Below are 17,299 nucleotides of genomic sequence, written 5' to 3'. Positions count from 1 at the left end.
TATTTAGTCAAAATGTCGCTAGGCATTGTTTACGGAGCGCTAAATGCTACGTATCATTTTAACTAAATAAAAATTAATACATTTTAAGTAAAGGGAGAGAATAATGCTTAAAAGTTTAATGGCCACATTAATCATGGCCGCACTTGTCGTATCGTGCTCGGGAAAGAGCAGCGCAAATAAATCAACCTTTGTTTATTGTTCAGAAGGCTCACCTTCTGGGTTTAACCCACAATTCTTAACAGATGGCCCATCACATAATGCGGCCGTTTATCCTCTATATAACAGACTTGTAAAATTTGAGACAGGCTCGACAAATATCATTCCATCAATTGCTGAAAGCTGGACAATTTCTGAAGACCAACTAACTTATACTTTCAATATCAGAAAAGATATTAAGTTCCATACAACAAAAGATTTCAAACCGACTCGTAATCTCGATGCAAGTGATATTGTGTGGTCTTTTAATCGTATGTTCGATAAGAATCATCCTTACCACAAAGTTAGTGGCGGTATTTATGAGTACTGGGATGGTATGGGAATGAGTAATATCATCAAAAGTATCAACCAGACAGATAAGCACCAATTACAAATTACTCTTCATCACCCTGAAGCACCCCTACTTGCAAACTTTGCAATGGCATTTACAAGTATTCTCTCTCGTGAGTATGGTGAAAAAATGCTAGCGGCCAAAACTCCTGAAGTTCTTGATCGTAATCCAGTTGGAACGGGACCATTTATCTTTAAGTCTTATCAGAAAGATACAATGATTCGCTATGAGGCCAATAAAGAATACTTTAATGGCGTACCTAAAGTTAAACGAATGGTTTTCTCAATCACTCCAGACCCATCAGTTAGAACTCAAAAGCTAGTGGCCGGAGAATGTCACTTAGCGACTCAACCTGCACCAACAGATATCGCAGCACTTGATGCGAACAAAGATATCACTGTTCTTTCAGGGCCAGGCCTAAATGTTGGTTATCTTGCTCTTAACACTCAAAAGAGGCCATTTGATAATATTCACGTAAGACGCGCAATTAATTATGCATTAAATAGAAAGACATATGTTGAGCCAATTTATCTTGGGTATGCAACAGTTGCTAAAAACCCAATGCCACCAACAATCTGGGGATATAACAACGATATCAAAGACTATGACTACAATGTAGAGATGGCAAAAGAAGAACTAAAGAAAGCAGGGTTACCAGATGGCTTTAGCACGACTCTTTGGACTCTTCCAGTTTCACGTCCTTACAACCCAAATGGAAAGAAGATGGGTGAACTAATGCAAGAAGATCTTGCAAAAGTTGGAATTAAAGTTGAGCTCGTTACTTATGACTGGCCGACTTACTTGAAAAAGGCCCACGCTGGTGAACACGCAATGCTACAGATGGGATGGACGGGAGATAATGGAGATCCTGACAACTTTCTCTATATGCTACTAAGCTGTGAAGGAGCAAAGGCAGGATCAAATTATGCTAATTGGTGTAATAAAGAATACGATAGCGAAGTTATTGCGGCCAAGCGCTTAAGTGACAAAAAAGAAAGAGCTGTTCACTACATGAAAGCTCAAGAAGTATTCAAAAAAGAAGTTCCTTGGATCACACTATTTCACTCAACAGTACACCGTGCAATGAGAAGTAATGTGAAAGGATTTAAGATTCACCCATTAGGAAATGATATCTTCGATAAAGTTTCATTAGAATAATATATGAAAAATTTTTTACAAAAACGCTTTCTACAGCTAATCCCAACACTTATTGGGATTAGCTTATTTTCTTTTATCGTTGTCCGTTTAGTTCCTGGTGATCCTGTCCTACTTCTCTTAGGAGAGCGTGGTGCAGATCCCAAAGTCTATGCGGCCATGCAAAAAACACTTGGCCTTGATCGCCCCATCTTAGAGCAATACTTCATTTATATGAAAAATATTTTCTCAGGTGATTTTGGCGTTTCCATTGTGACCAAGCAAACTGTCATTAATGAGTTCTTTTCGCGTTTTCCAGCGACTTTAGAGTTGGGAATTTGTGCTATGATCTTTGCAATCTTGATTGGAATACCAGCAGGAGTTTATGCGGCATTAAAGCGCAATTCTTTTATGGACTATCTCTTAATGGGTACTTCACTTGTTGGCTACTCAATGCCAATATTTTGGTGGGGTTTAATTCTTATCATTATCTTCTCAGTTAACATGGGAATTACTCCAGTATCAGGCAGAATGGATGTTCTCTTTGATGTTCCAAGAGTTACAGGTCTAATGCTAATTGATACATTAAACCCAGAGGTCATTTCATTTGATGGTTTTGCACCTTTTACTTCTGCACTAAAACACCTCATTCTTCCAACAATTGCCATGGGAACAATTCCCCTCGCCGTTATATCAAGAATGACAAGATCAAGTGTACTAGAAGTACTCAAAGCTCCATATATCCAAACAGCAAAGGCCAAAGGTCAAAGCTATCAAAAGATTGTTTGGAAACACGCTGTACGAAATGCACTGATTCCTATTGTCACAGTAATCGGTCTTCTTTTTGGAAGTATTATTACTGGGGCCATTCTTACTGAAACAATTTTTTCTTGGCCAGGTATTGGACGCTGGCTAGTTGCAAGTATTCACGCAAGAGATTATCCAGTTATCCAAGGAGGAATTCTCTTTATTGCTCTGATGGTAATTTTCATCAATATGTGTGTGGATATTATCTACTCAATTGTTAATCCAAAAATTTCAGGTTCAAAATAATGGAAGTACAAAATTCAAATGTAACAACAATGGAAGTCTTTAAGGAATTTATTGATCACTTTAGTGACAACAAAGGGGCGATCTTCGGTCTAGCTCTTGTCTTAGGCTTTATCATCATTGCTCTACTGGCACCTTTAATTGCACCACATGGAGCAAGCGAGATTTTCCCAGGACAACTTCGCCTACCTCCATTTTGGGCAGAAGGTGGCACTCTACAATTTATCTTAGGTACAGATGATCTGGGTCGAGATGTTCTAAGCCGACTTATCTATGGAGCGCAAATTTCTCTCTTTGTTGGTATCTCAATTGTTTTGATCTCAACTTTAGTAGGAACAATGCTTGGCCTTCTTGCTGGATACTTTGGAGGCAAAACAGATGCAGTTATCATGAGATTCATCGATATCCTCATGGCCTACCCAAGCATCTTACTTGCTATTATCGTTGTTTCTGTAATTGGCCCAGGCTTAATGAATGCCGTTTTTGCTGTTGCCTTAGTAAGTGTACCTTCGTTCACACGTCTTATTCGTGCAAATGTATTAGAAATAAAAAATCTTCAATACATTCAGGCAGCAAAAACATTTGGTGCCTCACCTATGCGAATTATGCTTAAAGAAATTCTACCAAATTGTATGGCGACACTCATTGTTCAAGTAACACTAGGCCTTTCAGAAGGGATTCTTTCAACGGCCGCACTTGGCTTTCTTGGCCTAGGTGTCCAGGCACCTACTCCAGAATGGGGAATTATGCTAAGTGATGCCAGACCTTACATTCAAAGTGCTCCATGGCTTGTGACACTTCCAGGTCTTTGTATCTTGGCCGTTGTTTTGGGACTGAATCTTTTTGGAGATGGCCTAAGAGATGCACTTGATCCGAAGCTTAAACGATAGAAGAGAAATATATGAGTTTATTAAAAGTTAAGAATTTAAATATACACTTTAAAACAAAGAAAGGACTTATTCACGCCGTTCGAAATGTTTCGTTTGAAGTTAAAGCGAGTGAAACACTTGGAATCGTTGGTGAGTCAGGTTGTGGAAAAAGTATCACGAATATGGCAATTATGGGCCTGCTTGATGATAATGCTGTCGTTGAAGCTGAAGAATTAAGTTTCAACGGAGTTGATCTGCAAAAACTTAATGAGAAATCGTGGCAACAGATTCGCGGAGGCGATATCAGTATGATCTTCCAAGATGCCATGAGTAGCCTAAACCCATGTTATACAGTTGAAAATCAGATTGAGGAAGTTCTGCTCATTCACGAACCAAACTTATCAAAACAAGAACGTAAGGATCGTGTTGAAAGGCTATTAATTCAAGTTGGAATTCCTGCGCCTAAAGAGCGCATGAAAGCTTACCCACACGAGCTATCTGGTGGAATGGCCCAACGAGTGATGATTGCGATGGCCATTGCTTCAAGCCCAAAGCTTTTAATTGCAGATGAGCCAACAACGGCCCTTGATGTTACTGTTCAACAGCAAATTCTAGAGCTCCTAGATGAGATTCAAAAAGAAACAGGCATGGCCGTTATCTTTATCTCCCACGATCTTGCTGTCGTTAAAGACTTCACGCAAACTCTTCAAGTTATGTATGCTGGCGAAGTCATTGAAAAAGGGCCAACAATGGCCGTCATCAATTCTCCTCGCCACCCCTATACATCAGGACTATTGAAGTCAATTCCTTCATTTACAAATGATATTAACGCTCCCCTTTACTCAATAAAAGGGATGGTTCCAGACTTAGGTGATCGCCCTACAGGATGCCAGTTTAGAAAGCGATGTGAATATGCGACTGAACAATGTGAATTACTCCCTAAGCTTGTCATTCATAATGATCGCTCTCTTCGCTGTATTCACCCATTAAATTAAGAATTAGGTATAGATATGATTGATACAATTAAAGTAAATGATTTAAAAAAGTACTATCCTGTCGCAGACAAGTTTGTAAAGGCCATCGATGGCCTAAGCTTCACTCTTCAAGAAAAAACAACTCTTGGAATAGTTGGGGAATCTGGTTGTGGAAAGTCGACTCTTGCAAAATGTCTTATGGCACTTGAGCAAATAACAGATGGAAGTATCACAATCGGTGGTAAAGACTTCTCAACTCTTTCTTCAAAAGAACTATACAAGTCCATTCAAATGGTTTTCCAAAATCCACTCGAGTCACTTAACCCAAGAAAAAAAGCATGGGAAATAATCGCTGATCCCCTTCTTATCAATGAGAAAGTAACAAAGAAAGAAGCTTTTGAGCGTGCATGTGAACTTATGGAAACAGTAGGCCTTCGTCGTGCTCATGCTCACAAGTACCCACATATGTTTAGTGGTGGCCAACGTCAAAGAATAGGAATTGCCAGAGCTCTTATTTTAAAACCAAAAGTTTTAATTCTTGATGAGCCAGTATCTGCTCTTGATGTTTCAGTTCAAGCGCAAGTTTTAAATCTGTTAAAAGACCTTCAAGAAGAATTTAATCTCACTTATATCTTCATCTCTCATGATCTCTCTGTCGTTCGCTATATAGCGGACAAGGTACTTGTCATGTATCTTGGAAAGGTTTGTGAATATGGAAAAAGTGATGTCATCTTTACGACTCCACTGCATCCTTATACGAAAACACTTCTAAAGTCGGCCCACGCGGTAGAAAACGAAGTGATCAAGGCCTTCCCACCACTTAAGAATGTGGAGCTTCCATCACCTCTTAATCCACCTGCTGGATGTAACTTTCATACTCGCTGCCCACTTGCAGTTGAGCATTGTAAAAGCAAAGCACCAGAGTGTCGTCATATCGACAGCAGAGATGTTTTTTGTCACGAAGTTATTGAAAATTAATCATGATAAAGGCTTCCGTCAGGAAGCCTATTGTAATTATTTCAACTAAACACTATTTATATCGTAAATTTGCTATAAATCCTCAAACAATAAATTTGAAGGATAAACATATGAAACTAATCGTTACTCTAGTACTAACATCATCTGTATTTGCTGGCTTTTGCGCTGACGAGGCGCTATTTGATCCAAGCTGGCCAGGGAATAAAATTTCTAATGTCATAAAATGTAATCGCGTGAAAGCAAAGTCTTATGTCCTCGAAAAGAACTTACTTCTTGGCGATAGGGCTTGTTTTGGAATTATTAAAGAGCAATTCTCGGAATACAAGAACACAACGTATAAAGTGTCTTTTTGGGATACTGAAAAGGGTTATGAAGGACTGAGTATTATCCCAACAATTCTTGAAAATGGTAAAATGTTTGAAAAAGCTAAAATCGAAGTTAGTGACAATGGCGACACACACCTCTCATACAGAGACCCTAGTCGTGGTTATACAACTGAAGTTGATTTTAATCTTGATGACCCATCTATGATGAAGGCCCATGTTTTTAATAAAAGGCTCTTTTCGAAGAAGTCTGTGGAAACAGCTGAATACGAATGTGAATTTGAACTCTAGTTCATAAAAAAAGCCTCGCAATGCGAGGCTTTTTTTATATGTAAATTTGAAAAATCAAATTACTTAATTTCTTTGTGAAGTGTGTGCTTTCTTAAGAAAGGATTGTACTTCTTAACTTCAAGTCTCTCTGGATGAGTCTTTTTGTTTTTAGTAGTTGTGTAACGAGATGGAGTTTGTCCATTCTTTCTCGCTTCTGTACACTCAAGTGTAATAATAACTCTTGGCCCCTTTGCCATAACTGCCTCCTAAAATATATAAAACTTTAAAATTGTTTTCTCTAATTTATACAAATTACAATTCGTAGGTTAGAAACTTACTAGAAATACATTGTCATGGCAAGGGCCAACTGCTAAAAATACAGCATGGAAACACAAAATCTTGTAAATCTCAAAAATTGGAACTTCGCCCACTATAATAGTGAGCACTTTAAATCATTCATTGGAATGACTGGAGATATCCAAGAAGTTGATGGCCAAATAAAAGAGCTTATCCTCTATTCTGTTACAGTTGTGGACGGTGAAGATCTTGAGGTTTTTCAACGAGATTTCAGCTCTTTAAAGAGCGCCATTGATTTTATCAATGAAAAATATGGACATTGGCAATTTAACGACCCGACAGATAAGTCTGGAGGTGGCTGCAGCTCTTGTAGCGCACATTAAAAATGCCCATCTCAGCTATGGAAGCACTACATTAGATCTTGACAAATGGTCCTATATGGGCGAAATTGCTCAAATCTCTAATTAATACTAAATCAGCATTGTACCAAGCAATGCAAAAGATAACGAGGTTTAAAATGAAAAAAGGTATTCACCCAGAGTACAGAGACGTTCTTTTCCATGACATCTCTGCAGACACAAAATTTGTAGTTAAATCAACAATCAAAGCTGATTCAGAAGAAGAGTTTGATGGGAAAACTTACCCATACGTAAAACTTGATATCTCAAGTCTTTCTCACCCATTCTATACAGGAAAAACTAAAGTTCTTGATACTGAAGGTCGTATCGATAAATTCAGAAAGAAATTTGGTACTTCTTACGCTTCACTTGGGAAGAAAAAGTAATTATCGAATCAAAATTTTCGAATATAAAAGAAGCCTCGCATTGCGAGGCTTTTTTATTTATAATTTAAGATATGAAATTTCTAATCACTATCTTTATTGCACAGCTAAGTTTTGCCAACCTCGATAACAAGATCAATTATATCGCCGACATTCTGTTAAAAGAGCAATACCTAATTAATGACTCAAAAGAGCGTGCAGACTTTGTTAAAAGACAGCTGATAGAAAAGTCTGCAAAAAGCTTAGACAATAAAAAACTTGAAAAAATCATTGATGACAATACAAGCTTCGTTGATATCAAAGAAGAAATAAAAAAACGTATTAAGGCCAATTATACAGAAAATGAAGTGAATCGACTGATGGCCATTCTTGAAACAAAGGAAATGAGAAAACTTGCCAAGGATGTCCTTTCAAAAATCTTAACAATGCCCCACTTCAAGATGGATAAAGAAAAAATTATCTACGAAGTCAAAGAGCTGAAGTCTAAATAATCTTAAAAATAAATTATTTATTTTATCAGTAAATTACATTTCATTATTTTCATAAGTTAGCTCTCTTAACCAAAGACAGCCTAAAGAAATCCCTTTATTTACAAATACTTACACATTCTCCCGACTAAAGAAATAAAGTATATTTACCGAATAAAGTGAAACTGAACATGTATCACTTAAGGGGGAATAGTGAGTAAATTATTAAAAAGAGTATTTCTACTTCTATCTGTTTTATCACTTCTAGCAAGTTGTTCTTCTATCAACTCATATCAAGCAAGAGAGTATGCTGAGTGGAAAGCAAAAGGACTTGAAGTGAAAGAAAAAGATGAAACACTGGCCGCAGTTTTAAATATCCTGCCAGGTGTAGGAGATTTCTATAATGGCGATGTACCTAATGGTGTTGTAAACCTACTCTTTTGGCCACTGTCAGTTGCTTGGGCACCTGCAGGTGGAGCACAAGGAGCAAAGGTAAGAAATTATCATGCAACGAAAGCACACGTCGACTCACTTGAAAAAAATAAAAAAGCGCTTCTAAGTGAACTTGATACCGCCTTTATGACTAATATGATTTCAAAGAAGGCCTATATTATTGGAAAGCAAAAAATCACAAGTATGGATTTAATCGAGTTTAGATCAGGCGTAAGACTTCAGGACGTCCTGACAGCACCACTTAATCGTCTACCAGCTAGTAAAAAGTAAATATCTAAGGGAGCCTTATGCTCCCTTATTCAACACCTTCAACTTCAATAGTCTTTACACGAACAGTAGAATTTTCAAGTTCCTTATCAATTGTATAGCGAACACAAATACCAGAGGAAATCTCTTCTAATTGCTTAACAACTTTCTTCTTAAAGAGTTTCTTAGGAACTTCTAAAGTCACAGACTTATTATTTTCATCACAGACATCCCAAAGGAATGCGTGCTTAACATTTTTCTTTAAACGAATAATTCTTGCTTTACCGCTCTTATCTTCAATTTGGTTTAATGCATAGAAGTGAATTGTTGCAGGCATGACCTTACGATCTAATTTTGCAACTTGCGAAAGAGACTCGAGCTCGAAGTCCAATGAAGTTTTAATTGATTGGTGGCACCAGTCATCGATCCCTTCAAGAGGACAAGTCCCCTGCCCCATACATGGATATTGAATTTTGTAATCGATTAAGAGAAGCTTCTTTCTTAAAGCAAGAAGGTCTTTAAATACATCTTTTGTTCCAGGTTCAATACAAATGATAAATTTAGGGTTGTAGCGCTTAATAATCTTAAAGGCCGCAGGCATTCCCATTTCATTGATCGAATTACCAAAAATAAGAGTTCTTGGAGCATCGTCAACATTTGGTAGAGTTTGAGAAAAACCAATTTTAGGATTTTGAAAATACTCATTATTAAGCTTATTGGCCTGTTCAATCATAAGCTTAGATTCATCAACTCCTGTGAAAGAAAGAGCATCCGAAAAAAGCTCACTTGCCGCAAAAACATAAGTTCCAGGTCCTGTTCCAATATCTAAGATGTGAGTTTTAGAAATTTCGGCCTTCATCTGCTCGCTTAAATGTTCAGTTAAAAACTCAAGTTTAAGAGCATTTGTTGGAAAGTAGAATGATGTATAGGCACTGATTAAATCCTCATCAGAGTAGTTATTCTTAAGCTTAGTACGCTCACTAGTAAATTGTGTCGACTGAGTCCCAATAAGTTTTGCAAGTTGCTGCTTATTAAGATTTGGATTTAAGAGACTCTTTAAAATTTTATCGTATTCAAACATTTCTACTTCCTAAAAAAAAGGCCCAAGAAATCCTTGGGCCCGAATTCAATATTCTTTTTAAAAGATTATACTATCTTTTTTCTGGTGCTACGTAATCTCTCTCATTTTCACCAATATAAACTTGGCGAGGACGAGAAATACGTGCTCCATCTTCTCTCAGTTCTTTCCACTGAGATAGCCAACCTGGTAAACGACCTAATACGAACATTGCTGTAAACATATTAGTTGGGATTCCAAGTGCTTTGTAGATGATTCCTGAGTAGAAATCTACGTTTGGATATAGGTTTCGCTTAACGAAGTACTCATCTTTAAGAGCAACTTCTTCAAGACCTTTTGCGATATCAAGAAGTGGATCTTCGATTTTAAGCTTAGTAAGAATTGTGTCACATGCTTTCTTGATGATTTTTGCACGTGGATCAAAGTTCTTATAAACACGGTGACCAAATCCCATAAGACGGAATGGATCGTCCTTATCTTTCGCTTTTTCGATGAACTTTTGGTAATCACCACCATCTTTCTTAATCTCTTCAAGCATTTCAAGTACAGCTTGGTTTGCACCACCATGTAATTGTCCCCAAAGAGCTGTAACACCAGCTGCAATTGAAGCAAATACGTTAGCATGTGAAGAGCCTACAACTCTTACAGTTGAAGCTGAACAGTTTTGCTCGTGATCAGCGTGAAGGATTAGAAGTGTATCAAGAGCGTCTGCTACGTCTTGGTCTACTTCACCATCAAACATTAGATTTAGGAAATCTGCTGAGTAATCTAGCTTAGCATTTGAAGTTAGTGGGCTTTTTCCCATCGTCTTGCGATAGAATTGCGCCATCATAACTTTTACTTGTCCCATTAATTGAACAATAGCCTTGTTCTTAATTTCTTCAGTTGCTTCTGGATCTAAGAACTCTGGGTAGAAACCACTTAGAGATGAGATCGCAGCAGCTAGTACACCCATTGGGTGAGCTGAACCAGGAAATTGGTCGATGATTTTTTCAACGCCACCTGGAAGCTTGCTGTTAGCTGAAATTTCTCTGTTGAAAGTATCTAGCTCCTTAACAGTTGGAAGCTTTCCATTGTAAAGAAGGTAAGAAACTTCAGCAAAGTTTGAAGATTCAGCAAGTTGTTCGATTGGGTAACCACGGTATCTTAAAATACCTTTCTCTCCGTCTAAGAAAGTAATCTTCGACGTACATGATCCTGTGTTAACAAAACCAATATCTAAAGTAATAGCACCTGTTTCTGCTCTTAGCTTTGAGATGTCTAAAGCGACTTCGTTTTCAGTTCCTACGATCACAGGAACTTCAATAGTTTGACCATTGATTTCAATTTTTGCACTATCGGCCATTTTATTCCTCCAAAATTTAAGTTGGATATAACTTAAATACGTTAAAAAACACGAATTAAATTAAGTAGATACATATCTTTTTTTGCTAAATCTGTCGACACGTCTTGCGTCTAAAATGCACAGCGTTGCATTAATTTTCCCAATTATCTGGGTCTTGCTGCCATTTCATAAGAAGCTCATGGCCTCTTTCATCGATCAATTTTTGCGACAAACAAATATCGGCTAATTGATTAAGATTTATTAAAGAAAAAATCTCAATACCTAAATCTTTAGCAACCCTTTTAGCATTGGGAGTTTGATAGTCGACCAAACACAGCACTGAGTCTACCATATGGCCCTGATCGCGAATGAGTCCAATGACTTTTTCGATACTTGAGCCTTGGTTAACCAGGTCTTCAACTAAAAGTAATTTACTATTTTCGCCAACTTTTCCTTCCACTATCTTACCCGTGCCATGGGCCTTGGGCTTTGAGCGTACATAATTCATTGGCTCGCTACGATAAAATGCTAATGCCGCAGCGTGAGAGATTCCAGCAGTTGCAACACCTGTAATGAAGTCATATGAAAAGTTATTCTCTTCAATGAGTTCACTCATGAGCTCAATTGCAAGCTTCCACATTTTTGGATCAGAAGACATAAGGCGATTGTCACAGTAAATAGGCCCAGTCTTACCAGAAGCGTATTTAAATGGATTTTGTGGAGAAATTTTAATTAAGCCAAATTTTATCATCTCTTTTACAAGAGAGATTGTCTTTTCTGTCATGCTAACCCCTTTAAAATAGTTTAAACAAATTTATCCATCTTAAAAAGTCGAATTCTTGTATAATTATCAATTGATTATTAATTTTTTCTCCTAACTAAATTTTATTATTTCAATAACTTACCGATGCGGGAGATATATGAAAAGAAATTAATGATTAGTTGATTAAAGGAGTACGTTTTTGAAAGCATTATATATTTGTGATGAAAAAGATGAATGGGGATACATTAGAGATTCTTTCTCAAATTGTTATCCAGATATCCAACTTCATTGCGCAATGAGTGGTGATGATGCAATTGACCTTTTAAGCTTTGAAGGTCCTTTTGCCGTGATCATTATTGAAGTAGCTCTTAAAAATGAAGATCCGTCTCAGCTAGCGGGAAAGATTCTTTCGATTACAGGTCAAAGGCCATTTATCTTTATCGGTATGGAGGCCATGATCAAACAAAAAATTCCAGATGCACTCTATGCACGAAGTGAATCGAGCTCGGCACTTTTTCGCCCAATTGAAGAAGAAGATTTTATGGGCGCAGTTAACAAGGCCCTTGCCTGGGTTAAAAGTGAAGACTTCGGCTCTAGCATTGAGGAATTTGAAGAAGACGATTTATTGCCAATGAAGATTCGTGGCTTTTATTTATTTGATACACTCGCCTACGATGTCTATTTAGAACTAACTCAAACAAAGTATACAAAGATCATATCGGCAAATAAGAAATACTCTCACGCAACAATTCATTCTTATGCGAGAAAGAATATAAAAGTCCTTTATCTAAAAAAGAATGACTACTTAAAATTCTTAGAAGAAGGAATAGAAAACCTCCTTAAAACTTTTGAAAGCAAGAAAAGACTTAAAGACTCAGAAGTTATTGAAAATCAAATTAAGGCCGTTCTTTTGATTCATCAATATGTTAAAACTGTTGGCGTATCAGAGAATGTAATTAAACTTTGTGATGAAGTCATTCTTTGTAGCCGTGAAATCATTCTTGAAAATAAGAAGTATCGTAATGTCCTTTCGCTATTTCCAAAAGGGCCATTTGATATTGCCACTCAATCAATTATGACACTTTATTTATCACACTTTATTTTACAAGCTCTTGGCTGGGCCTCTGAGACATCAAAGAAGAAACTTGGACTGGCCTCACTTTTATATGATTCAATGCTTGAAAATGAAGACCTTGCTTCAATTCAATCATTAGAGGACCCACAGCTTAAAATGTTCAAAGAAAGTGAGCAAGAAAGCTACCGTCTCCATCCTCTTAAAGCAGCTGAGATTGCACAGTACTTTACAGGTTACCCTGAAGCAGACTTTGTCGTGGCCCAGCACCATGAAAAACCAAAGGGAGATGGCTTCCCTAATAAGTTAAGTACAAATAAATTAACGGCCCACTCGTGTGCATTTATCCTAGCAAATAACTACATTTTAAAACTTTGTACAAGTACAGGCGGCAAAAAAAACTTACTTAATATCTTTAGAGAAATTAAAGAAGTTTACAACCAAGGTAACTTCAAAGACCCACTTAATGCTCTACAAAGGACGATACTGTAAATTAAATTTTTCTTAAAAAGCGGAGTCCTTTGCTCAAACAAAAACGAGGGATTTTTAATTTACATTTTTCTTAGTTAAGTTAAACTCTTTGTATTGTTTTACAAACATCACAATATTAAGGAGTTTATTGATGAAAAAACTATTATGTGCAGCACTTTTTACAGTTGTTACTTCTTCAGCATTTGCAGCTCACGGACCAGCAGGTTGTGGTCTTGGTTCGGTAATTTTCGAAGGTAAGTCAGGACTAGCTCTTAACGTTCTTGCAGCTACAACAAACGGTATCCTAGGTAACCAGACATTTGCAATGTCAACTGGTACTCTTGGTTGTGAAGATGCAAAAACAGCACGTGTATCAGCTGTATCATTTGTTGAAAACAACATGATCGCACTTTCAAGCGATATTGCTCGTGGCGAAGGTGAAAGTCTAGATGCATACCTTGCTCTAGTTAATGCTCCAGCAGCAAACAAAACAAACCTAAAGCAAAACTTTGATAAGATTTTTGCTGAAAATGCTGACGCACAAACAATCCACAATAACATCCAAACTGTACTAGCGATGTAATACTTTGGCCTACAACTTCGGTTGTAGGCCATTTTTCCAATACGCCAAAAATTGATTTTAGAATGAAAAAATATTTAACTGCAACATTTCTCTTCTTTGCTCTAGGGCATTCTTCTTGGGCATCAACAGAGCTCGAAACTTTTTCTAAGTCACAAAGGTGGCTAAAGCTCATACGATATGAAAAGAATCTTTTCGGTTACGAGTCCCTAGTAAAAGCGAAGGAATATTTTCTTTCTGAAAATGGTATGACATCACCACTAGAGGAATTGAAACAAACAATTTCAGGTGTTGAATCCCCTCTTGTTAAAGACATGAATAATCATCCGAAGTGTCTTTTCCCTGCAAGATTCATGCTCTTAAAAGAACATAGGCTAATTGAGCAATCATTAAATTTGTATGATTGTCCTGCTTATCAAGACTATATAAAGAAAATCGATATCTATTCAGTCTCTATTATTTTTTCTTCTTACTTTATAGAAAAGCCCGCTTCAACTTTTGGTCACACATTCTTTCGTGTTCGTTCAAAGTCATCTAAAAGCCAAGATAATGATCTCTTAGATTACGGCGTGGACTTCAGTGCGAAAGTCGATACTAGTAATCCCCTCGTTTATGGCTACAAAGGTATTTTTGGTGGCTTTAAAGGCATGTTTGCTATGATGCCATATTATGTAAAAGTTAAAGAATATAATAATATGGAATCGAGAGATCTTTGGGATTATGAATTAAACTTAGATAGAAAAGATCTTATTTATTTTCAGGCGCACCTCTTTGAAATGAATCGAGCTTATTTCGACTATCTCTACTTCACTAAGAATTGCTCTTACCACATTCTAGCGTTTGTCGATGCCATTAGAACAGACTGGAAGCTAATTGATAATATCGATACTACAGTTCCTCCAGTTGATACAATCTACGCTTTATTCGAACAAGACAATATCGTAAAGAATATTAAAGTTAGACCCGCTTCGTATACAAAATTAAAAGCGAGGTATGATGAGATGAATCCAAAGCAAGGAGCACTTTTCAAAAAGCTTATCAAGGATTCTAAGAATATCAGCGACATCAAAGATAATGTTGATGAACTATTTGTCTTAGATACTTATAATCTTTATATCGACTTTAAGAATGCCGATGTTGATGCAACTAAGTCTTTAAAAGATAAAGAGAAGAAAGAATACCGAACACAAAAATTTCGTATTAATAGCAAACGAGCAAAATTAGCTTCAAAATCACAAGATATTAACTATGATTTTTTAATGCCTAAATCTCCGGATAAAGGCCACTCTACAAATCGTTTTAGCCTAGGTCCAAGCTTTGATAGTAATGGAGAATATCTAAATATTGAGTTTCGTGGAGCACTCCACGACCTACTCGATAGACAAAGTGGTTATCTTCCCATGTCCACAACAGAGCTAGTTAATATAAAGTTAGATTATAATCGCTATCAAGAAGATCGACTGAGGTTAGTCGATATACAGCTTGCTCGTATCGATGCCTTAAGACCTGTAACAGTTTTTGCAAAGAAGCTTAGTTGGCAATTTAACTTTGGTTTTGCTGAGAGCTTTACATATCAAAGCCGAACATTAAATCCCTACTTAGATTTTGATCTTGGTTACACTTTTGGTAACGAAGTATTCGCACTGGCAGCATTTATAGCAACACAAAACTCTTATATCTATGAGTCAGACTATGACTATGCTCTTACTTATGGGCCAAAAATAAGGCTTATCTACTCGAGTAAATACTTTTCGTGGCAAGGTAGTTATCAATATTCATTTAGAAATAACACTCGCTTAAATAAGCAACATGAATGGAATAGCGAAGCAAAGTTTCACTTTACCAAGGATGTTAGCTTAAGACTTGCCTACCAATACTATGATGAAGTTTACCAAAGAGCGATGGCAGGACTAAATTTCTTTTACTAATCGAAAGTAAACAAAAAAAAGTGACATTTGCCACACACAAGTAAGATCGCTATAGTTTTAAAATGAAAAAAGTAAGTATTGAATTTGAACAACAGGCCTTAGCACAACTAGCGAATACTCCCATTGAAGTTCAAGATGAAATTAGTTGTTGGATAAATCTTCTTTCAGATCTAGGTATCGATAAGGCACGTGAATTCAAGATTAAATACGATGGGCCTCTCAATATTGAAATTGATGAAATCAATAATATCAGAAAGATTCAATTAAAGGATAGCTGGCACGCAATCTATACCCTCGAACAAGATAGTGTCACAATAAAAAAATTAGTAGATATTGCTTAAATCTTAATCGTCGCAAGTGTTTCGATGATCTTCTTATACGTGTGCTTAGTAAAGCGCTCACGTAGCTTAGTTATTACATCTTCAACATTTATTTTTTGGCGATCTTCAATTCTTTGGTAGATTTCTTCTGTAAATGCTTCAGCAATAATAAGAACCTTAGCAAGTGGAGAGATATCATCTTTAAAACTTGTCGCAAAACCTAGTCCATTTGATGTTCCATGGTGTTGCATGATAATAACATCGGCCCCAAGTGGACATGCAGGATAGCGCCTAATTGCATCTGCTGCTTCAGCAGCATGATTGATAATGATTTCCTTATCTTCTTCAGAGACTTGAGGATCAAAAATGATCTTATCCTCGTACATTAGATCAGGATATTTTTTATAGACTTGCACTAAGTACATATCGTGGAAATAAAGAACAAATTTTAATTTCTCTTTATGAGCAGGGCCACCCCATTCAACGTTGTCGAGAATATGGGACGAAACGTAACCTGCAATAATTGAGTGACTATAGAGAAAGCCAGATTTTAGCGCTGCTAAATCCTTTAGGATAGATTTTAGATCTGGAACATTATCAATAACTTCTTCCATCGTATCCATACACATTTGAGAAAGCTGGACAACTTCTTTCGTTACCCCTTCATCTTCAAATAGCTGTTCAGCAATTGCATCAATACTTTGCTCCACAAAATCAAGAGATTCTTGTTGAGGAGTTTCAGGAGTCACCTTTTCCATACTTTCAATTAAAAGCTCAGTTACCCTCTTAGTGAAAGCGAAACGCTCTCTTGCAGGTATCAAAAGATGTGAAACATTTTGATCTAAGAATTCTCTTACCTTTGGCCATACATCACTTTCAGTGTCATATATTTTAGTTGGGACTTTCTCGCCATTATTTTCTAGCATATAGTAGGTATCACAAAATGCTTTATTAAACGGAAAGAAGAGACGAATAGGCATTTCATATAACTCTTCTGTCACAACGGCCAAAACTTCTTTTGGTGTAATTTTTAAGCATTCAAAAATATTTTGTAGAATGCCAGGGATATCAAATTGATTTTTAACAACATAGTTCTCATCTGGAACGAGATCCCCTTCTCCAATAACAATCGAAGGAATATCGCGATCATTTTCAATAAGATTATGAAAGGCCAAAAGGGCCGTATCTTCATCCCCGATTGAGGCCATTGTTACGAGTAGATCAATAGGAACTTCTGTGTCCTCAATATGAATGAGCGCCTCATCAAGTGATGACGTAAAAATCAGATTCAACTCAGTGTATGTCTTAAGATTTACACTGTAGATTGAATTTAAAACTTCATTGTCACAAATTACTAAAGCAGTTTTCACAAAT

The 17,299-nt window shown here is 36.8% G+C and carries 19 protein-coding genes; 14 read left to right on the top strand and 5 right to left on the bottom strand.

The window, feature by feature from the left end:
- The first annotated feature begins 103 nt into the window (after positions 1-103).
- The 6 genes from ABMA70_RS15395 to ABMA70_RS15370 all read left to right on the top strand — a co-directional run bounded on the left by ABMA70_RS15395 (position 104) and on the right by ABMA70_RS15370 (position 6,166).
- Complete coding sequence (locus ABMA70_RS15395; RefSeq protein WP_392992345.1) at positions 104-1,705, top strand: ABC transporter substrate-binding protein; 1,602 nt, start codon at positions 104-106, stop codon at positions 1,703-1,705.
- Positions 1,706-1,708: 3 nt separating this feature from the next.
- Positions 1,709-2,734 carry an ABC transporter permease gene (locus tag ABMA70_RS15390; RefSeq protein WP_392992347.1) on the top strand — a complete coding sequence of 342 codons (1,026 nt, stop codon included), beginning with the start codon at positions 1,709-1,711 and terminating at the stop codon, positions 2,732-2,734.
- Positions 2,734-3,621, top strand: coding sequence for an ABC transporter permease (locus ABMA70_RS15385; RefSeq protein WP_392992348.1), 888 nt, complete (start codon positions 2,734-2,736; stop codon positions 3,619-3,621). The genes ABMA70_RS15390 and ABMA70_RS15385 overlap by 1 nt, the downstream gene beginning before the upstream one ends.
- Before the next feature lie 11 nt (positions 3,622-3,632).
- Complete coding sequence (locus ABMA70_RS15380) at positions 3,633-4,595, top strand: ABC transporter ATP-binding protein (RefSeq protein ID WP_392992350.1); 963 nt, start codon at positions 3,633-3,635, stop codon at positions 4,593-4,595.
- A gap of 15 nt (positions 4,596-4,610) precedes the next feature.
- Positions 4,611-5,552, top strand: coding sequence for an ABC transporter ATP-binding protein (locus tag ABMA70_RS15375; protein WP_392992352.1), 942 nt, complete (start codon positions 4,611-4,613; stop codon positions 5,550-5,552).
- Positions 5,553-5,662: 110 nt separating this feature from the next.
- The gene (locus ABMA70_RS15370; protein ID WP_392992354.1) at positions 5,663-6,166 is read left to right on the top strand and encodes a hypothetical protein; all 504 of its coding nucleotides are present in this window, start codon (positions 5,663-5,665) and stop codon (positions 6,164-6,166) included.
- A gap of 59 nt (positions 6,167-6,225) precedes the next feature.
- Here ABMA70_RS15370 and rpmG read toward each other — a convergent pair whose 3' ends face one another.
- On the bottom strand, positions 6,226-6,402 hold the full coding sequence (rpmG, locus tag ABMA70_RS15365) for a 50S ribosomal protein L33 (RefSeq protein ID WP_021268365.1): 177 nt from the start codon (positions 6,400-6,402) through the stop codon (positions 6,226-6,228).
- 126 nt (positions 6,403-6,528) lie between these two features.
- On the opposite strand from rpmG, the gene ABMA70_RS15360 reads away from it, so the two are divergent.
- The 4 genes from ABMA70_RS15360 (at position 6,529) to ABMA70_RS15345 (ending at position 8,413) form a co-directional block, all read left to right on the top strand.
- Entirely contained in the window at positions 6,529-6,825 is a 297-nt protein-coding gene (locus ABMA70_RS15360) for a hypothetical protein (RefSeq protein ID WP_103219078.1), read from the top strand.
- 134 nt (positions 6,826-6,959) lie between these two features.
- On the top strand, positions 6,960-7,226 hold the full coding sequence (locus ABMA70_RS15355) for a type B 50S ribosomal protein L31 (RefSeq protein ID WP_021268340.1): 267 nt from the start codon (positions 6,960-6,962) through the stop codon (positions 7,224-7,226).
- Between the two features lie 71 nt (positions 7,227-7,297).
- Positions 7,298-7,714 carry a hypothetical protein gene (locus tag ABMA70_RS15350; RefSeq protein WP_103219079.1) on the top strand — a complete coding sequence of 139 codons (417 nt, stop codon included), beginning with the start codon at positions 7,298-7,300 and terminating at the stop codon, positions 7,712-7,714.
- 189 nt (positions 7,715-7,903) lie between these two features.
- Complete coding sequence (locus ABMA70_RS15345) at positions 7,904-8,413, top strand: hypothetical protein (protein WP_103219080.1); 510 nt, start codon at positions 7,904-7,906, stop codon at positions 8,411-8,413.
- Between the two features lie 25 nt (positions 8,414-8,438).
- Here the strand turns inward: ABMA70_RS15345 and ABMA70_RS15340 are convergent, their stop codons facing one another.
- From ABMA70_RS15340 to pyrE, 3 genes are all read right to left on the bottom strand, one after another.
- Positions 8,439-9,470, bottom strand: coding sequence for a small ribosomal subunit Rsm22 family protein (locus ABMA70_RS15340; RefSeq protein ID WP_103219081.1), 1,032 nt, complete (start codon positions 9,468-9,470; stop codon positions 8,439-8,441).
- Positions 9,471-9,540: 70 nt separating this feature from the next.
- Positions 9,541-10,812 carry a citrate synthase gene (locus tag ABMA70_RS15335; RefSeq protein WP_103219082.1) on the bottom strand — a complete coding sequence of 424 codons (1,272 nt, stop codon included), beginning with the start codon at positions 10,810-10,812 and terminating at the stop codon, positions 9,541-9,543.
- A 130-nt stretch (positions 10,813-10,942) separates the two neighbouring features.
- Positions 10,943-11,575: an orotate phosphoribosyltransferase gene (gene pyrE, locus ABMA70_RS15330; RefSeq protein WP_103219083.1), complete on the bottom strand. Its 633-nt coding sequence runs from the start codon at positions 11,573-11,575 to the stop codon at positions 10,943-10,945.
- A gap of 178 nt (positions 11,576-11,753) precedes the next feature.
- Here pyrE and ABMA70_RS15325 point away from each other — a divergent pair, with 178 nt between their 5' ends.
- The 4 genes from ABMA70_RS15325 (at position 11,754) to ABMA70_RS15310 (ending at position 15,946) form a co-directional block, all read left to right on the top strand.
- Positions 11,754-13,118 carry a hypothetical protein gene (locus ABMA70_RS15325; RefSeq protein WP_103219084.1) on the top strand — a complete coding sequence of 455 codons (1,365 nt, stop codon included), beginning with the start codon at positions 11,754-11,756 and terminating at the stop codon, positions 13,116-13,118.
- 130 nt (positions 13,119-13,248) lie between these two features.
- Complete coding sequence (locus ABMA70_RS15320; RefSeq protein ID WP_103219085.1) at positions 13,249-13,680, top strand: DUF3015 family protein; 432 nt, start codon at positions 13,249-13,251, stop codon at positions 13,678-13,680.
- Between the two features lie 62 nt (positions 13,681-13,742).
- Positions 13,743-15,605 (top strand): DUF4105 domain-containing protein, encoded by a 1,863-nt coding sequence (locus ABMA70_RS15315; RefSeq protein WP_103219086.1) that lies wholly within the window; start codon positions 13,743-13,745, stop codon positions 15,603-15,605.
- Positions 15,606-15,667: 62 nt separating this feature from the next.
- Complete coding sequence (locus ABMA70_RS15310; protein WP_392992359.1) at positions 15,668-15,946, top strand: hypothetical protein; 279 nt, start codon at positions 15,668-15,670, stop codon at positions 15,944-15,946.
- Here the strand turns inward: ABMA70_RS15310 and ABMA70_RS15305 are convergent.
- On the bottom strand, positions 15,943-17,295 hold the full coding sequence (locus ABMA70_RS15305) for a hypothetical protein (RefSeq protein WP_103219088.1): 1,353 nt from the start codon (positions 17,293-17,295) through the stop codon (positions 15,943-15,945). The genes ABMA70_RS15310 and ABMA70_RS15305 overlap by 4 nt on opposite strands.
- Positions 17,296-17,299: the final 4 nt, after the last annotated feature.

The organism is Halobacteriovorax sp. XZX-3 (assembly GCF_043196495.1).
GTDB lineage: Bacteria > Bdellovibrionota > Bacteriovoracia > Bacteriovoracales > Bacteriovoracaceae > Halobacteriovorax_A.
The sequence above is the reverse complement of the archived record's forward strand: the minus strand, read 5'-3'. Positions and strand labels throughout refer to the sequence as shown.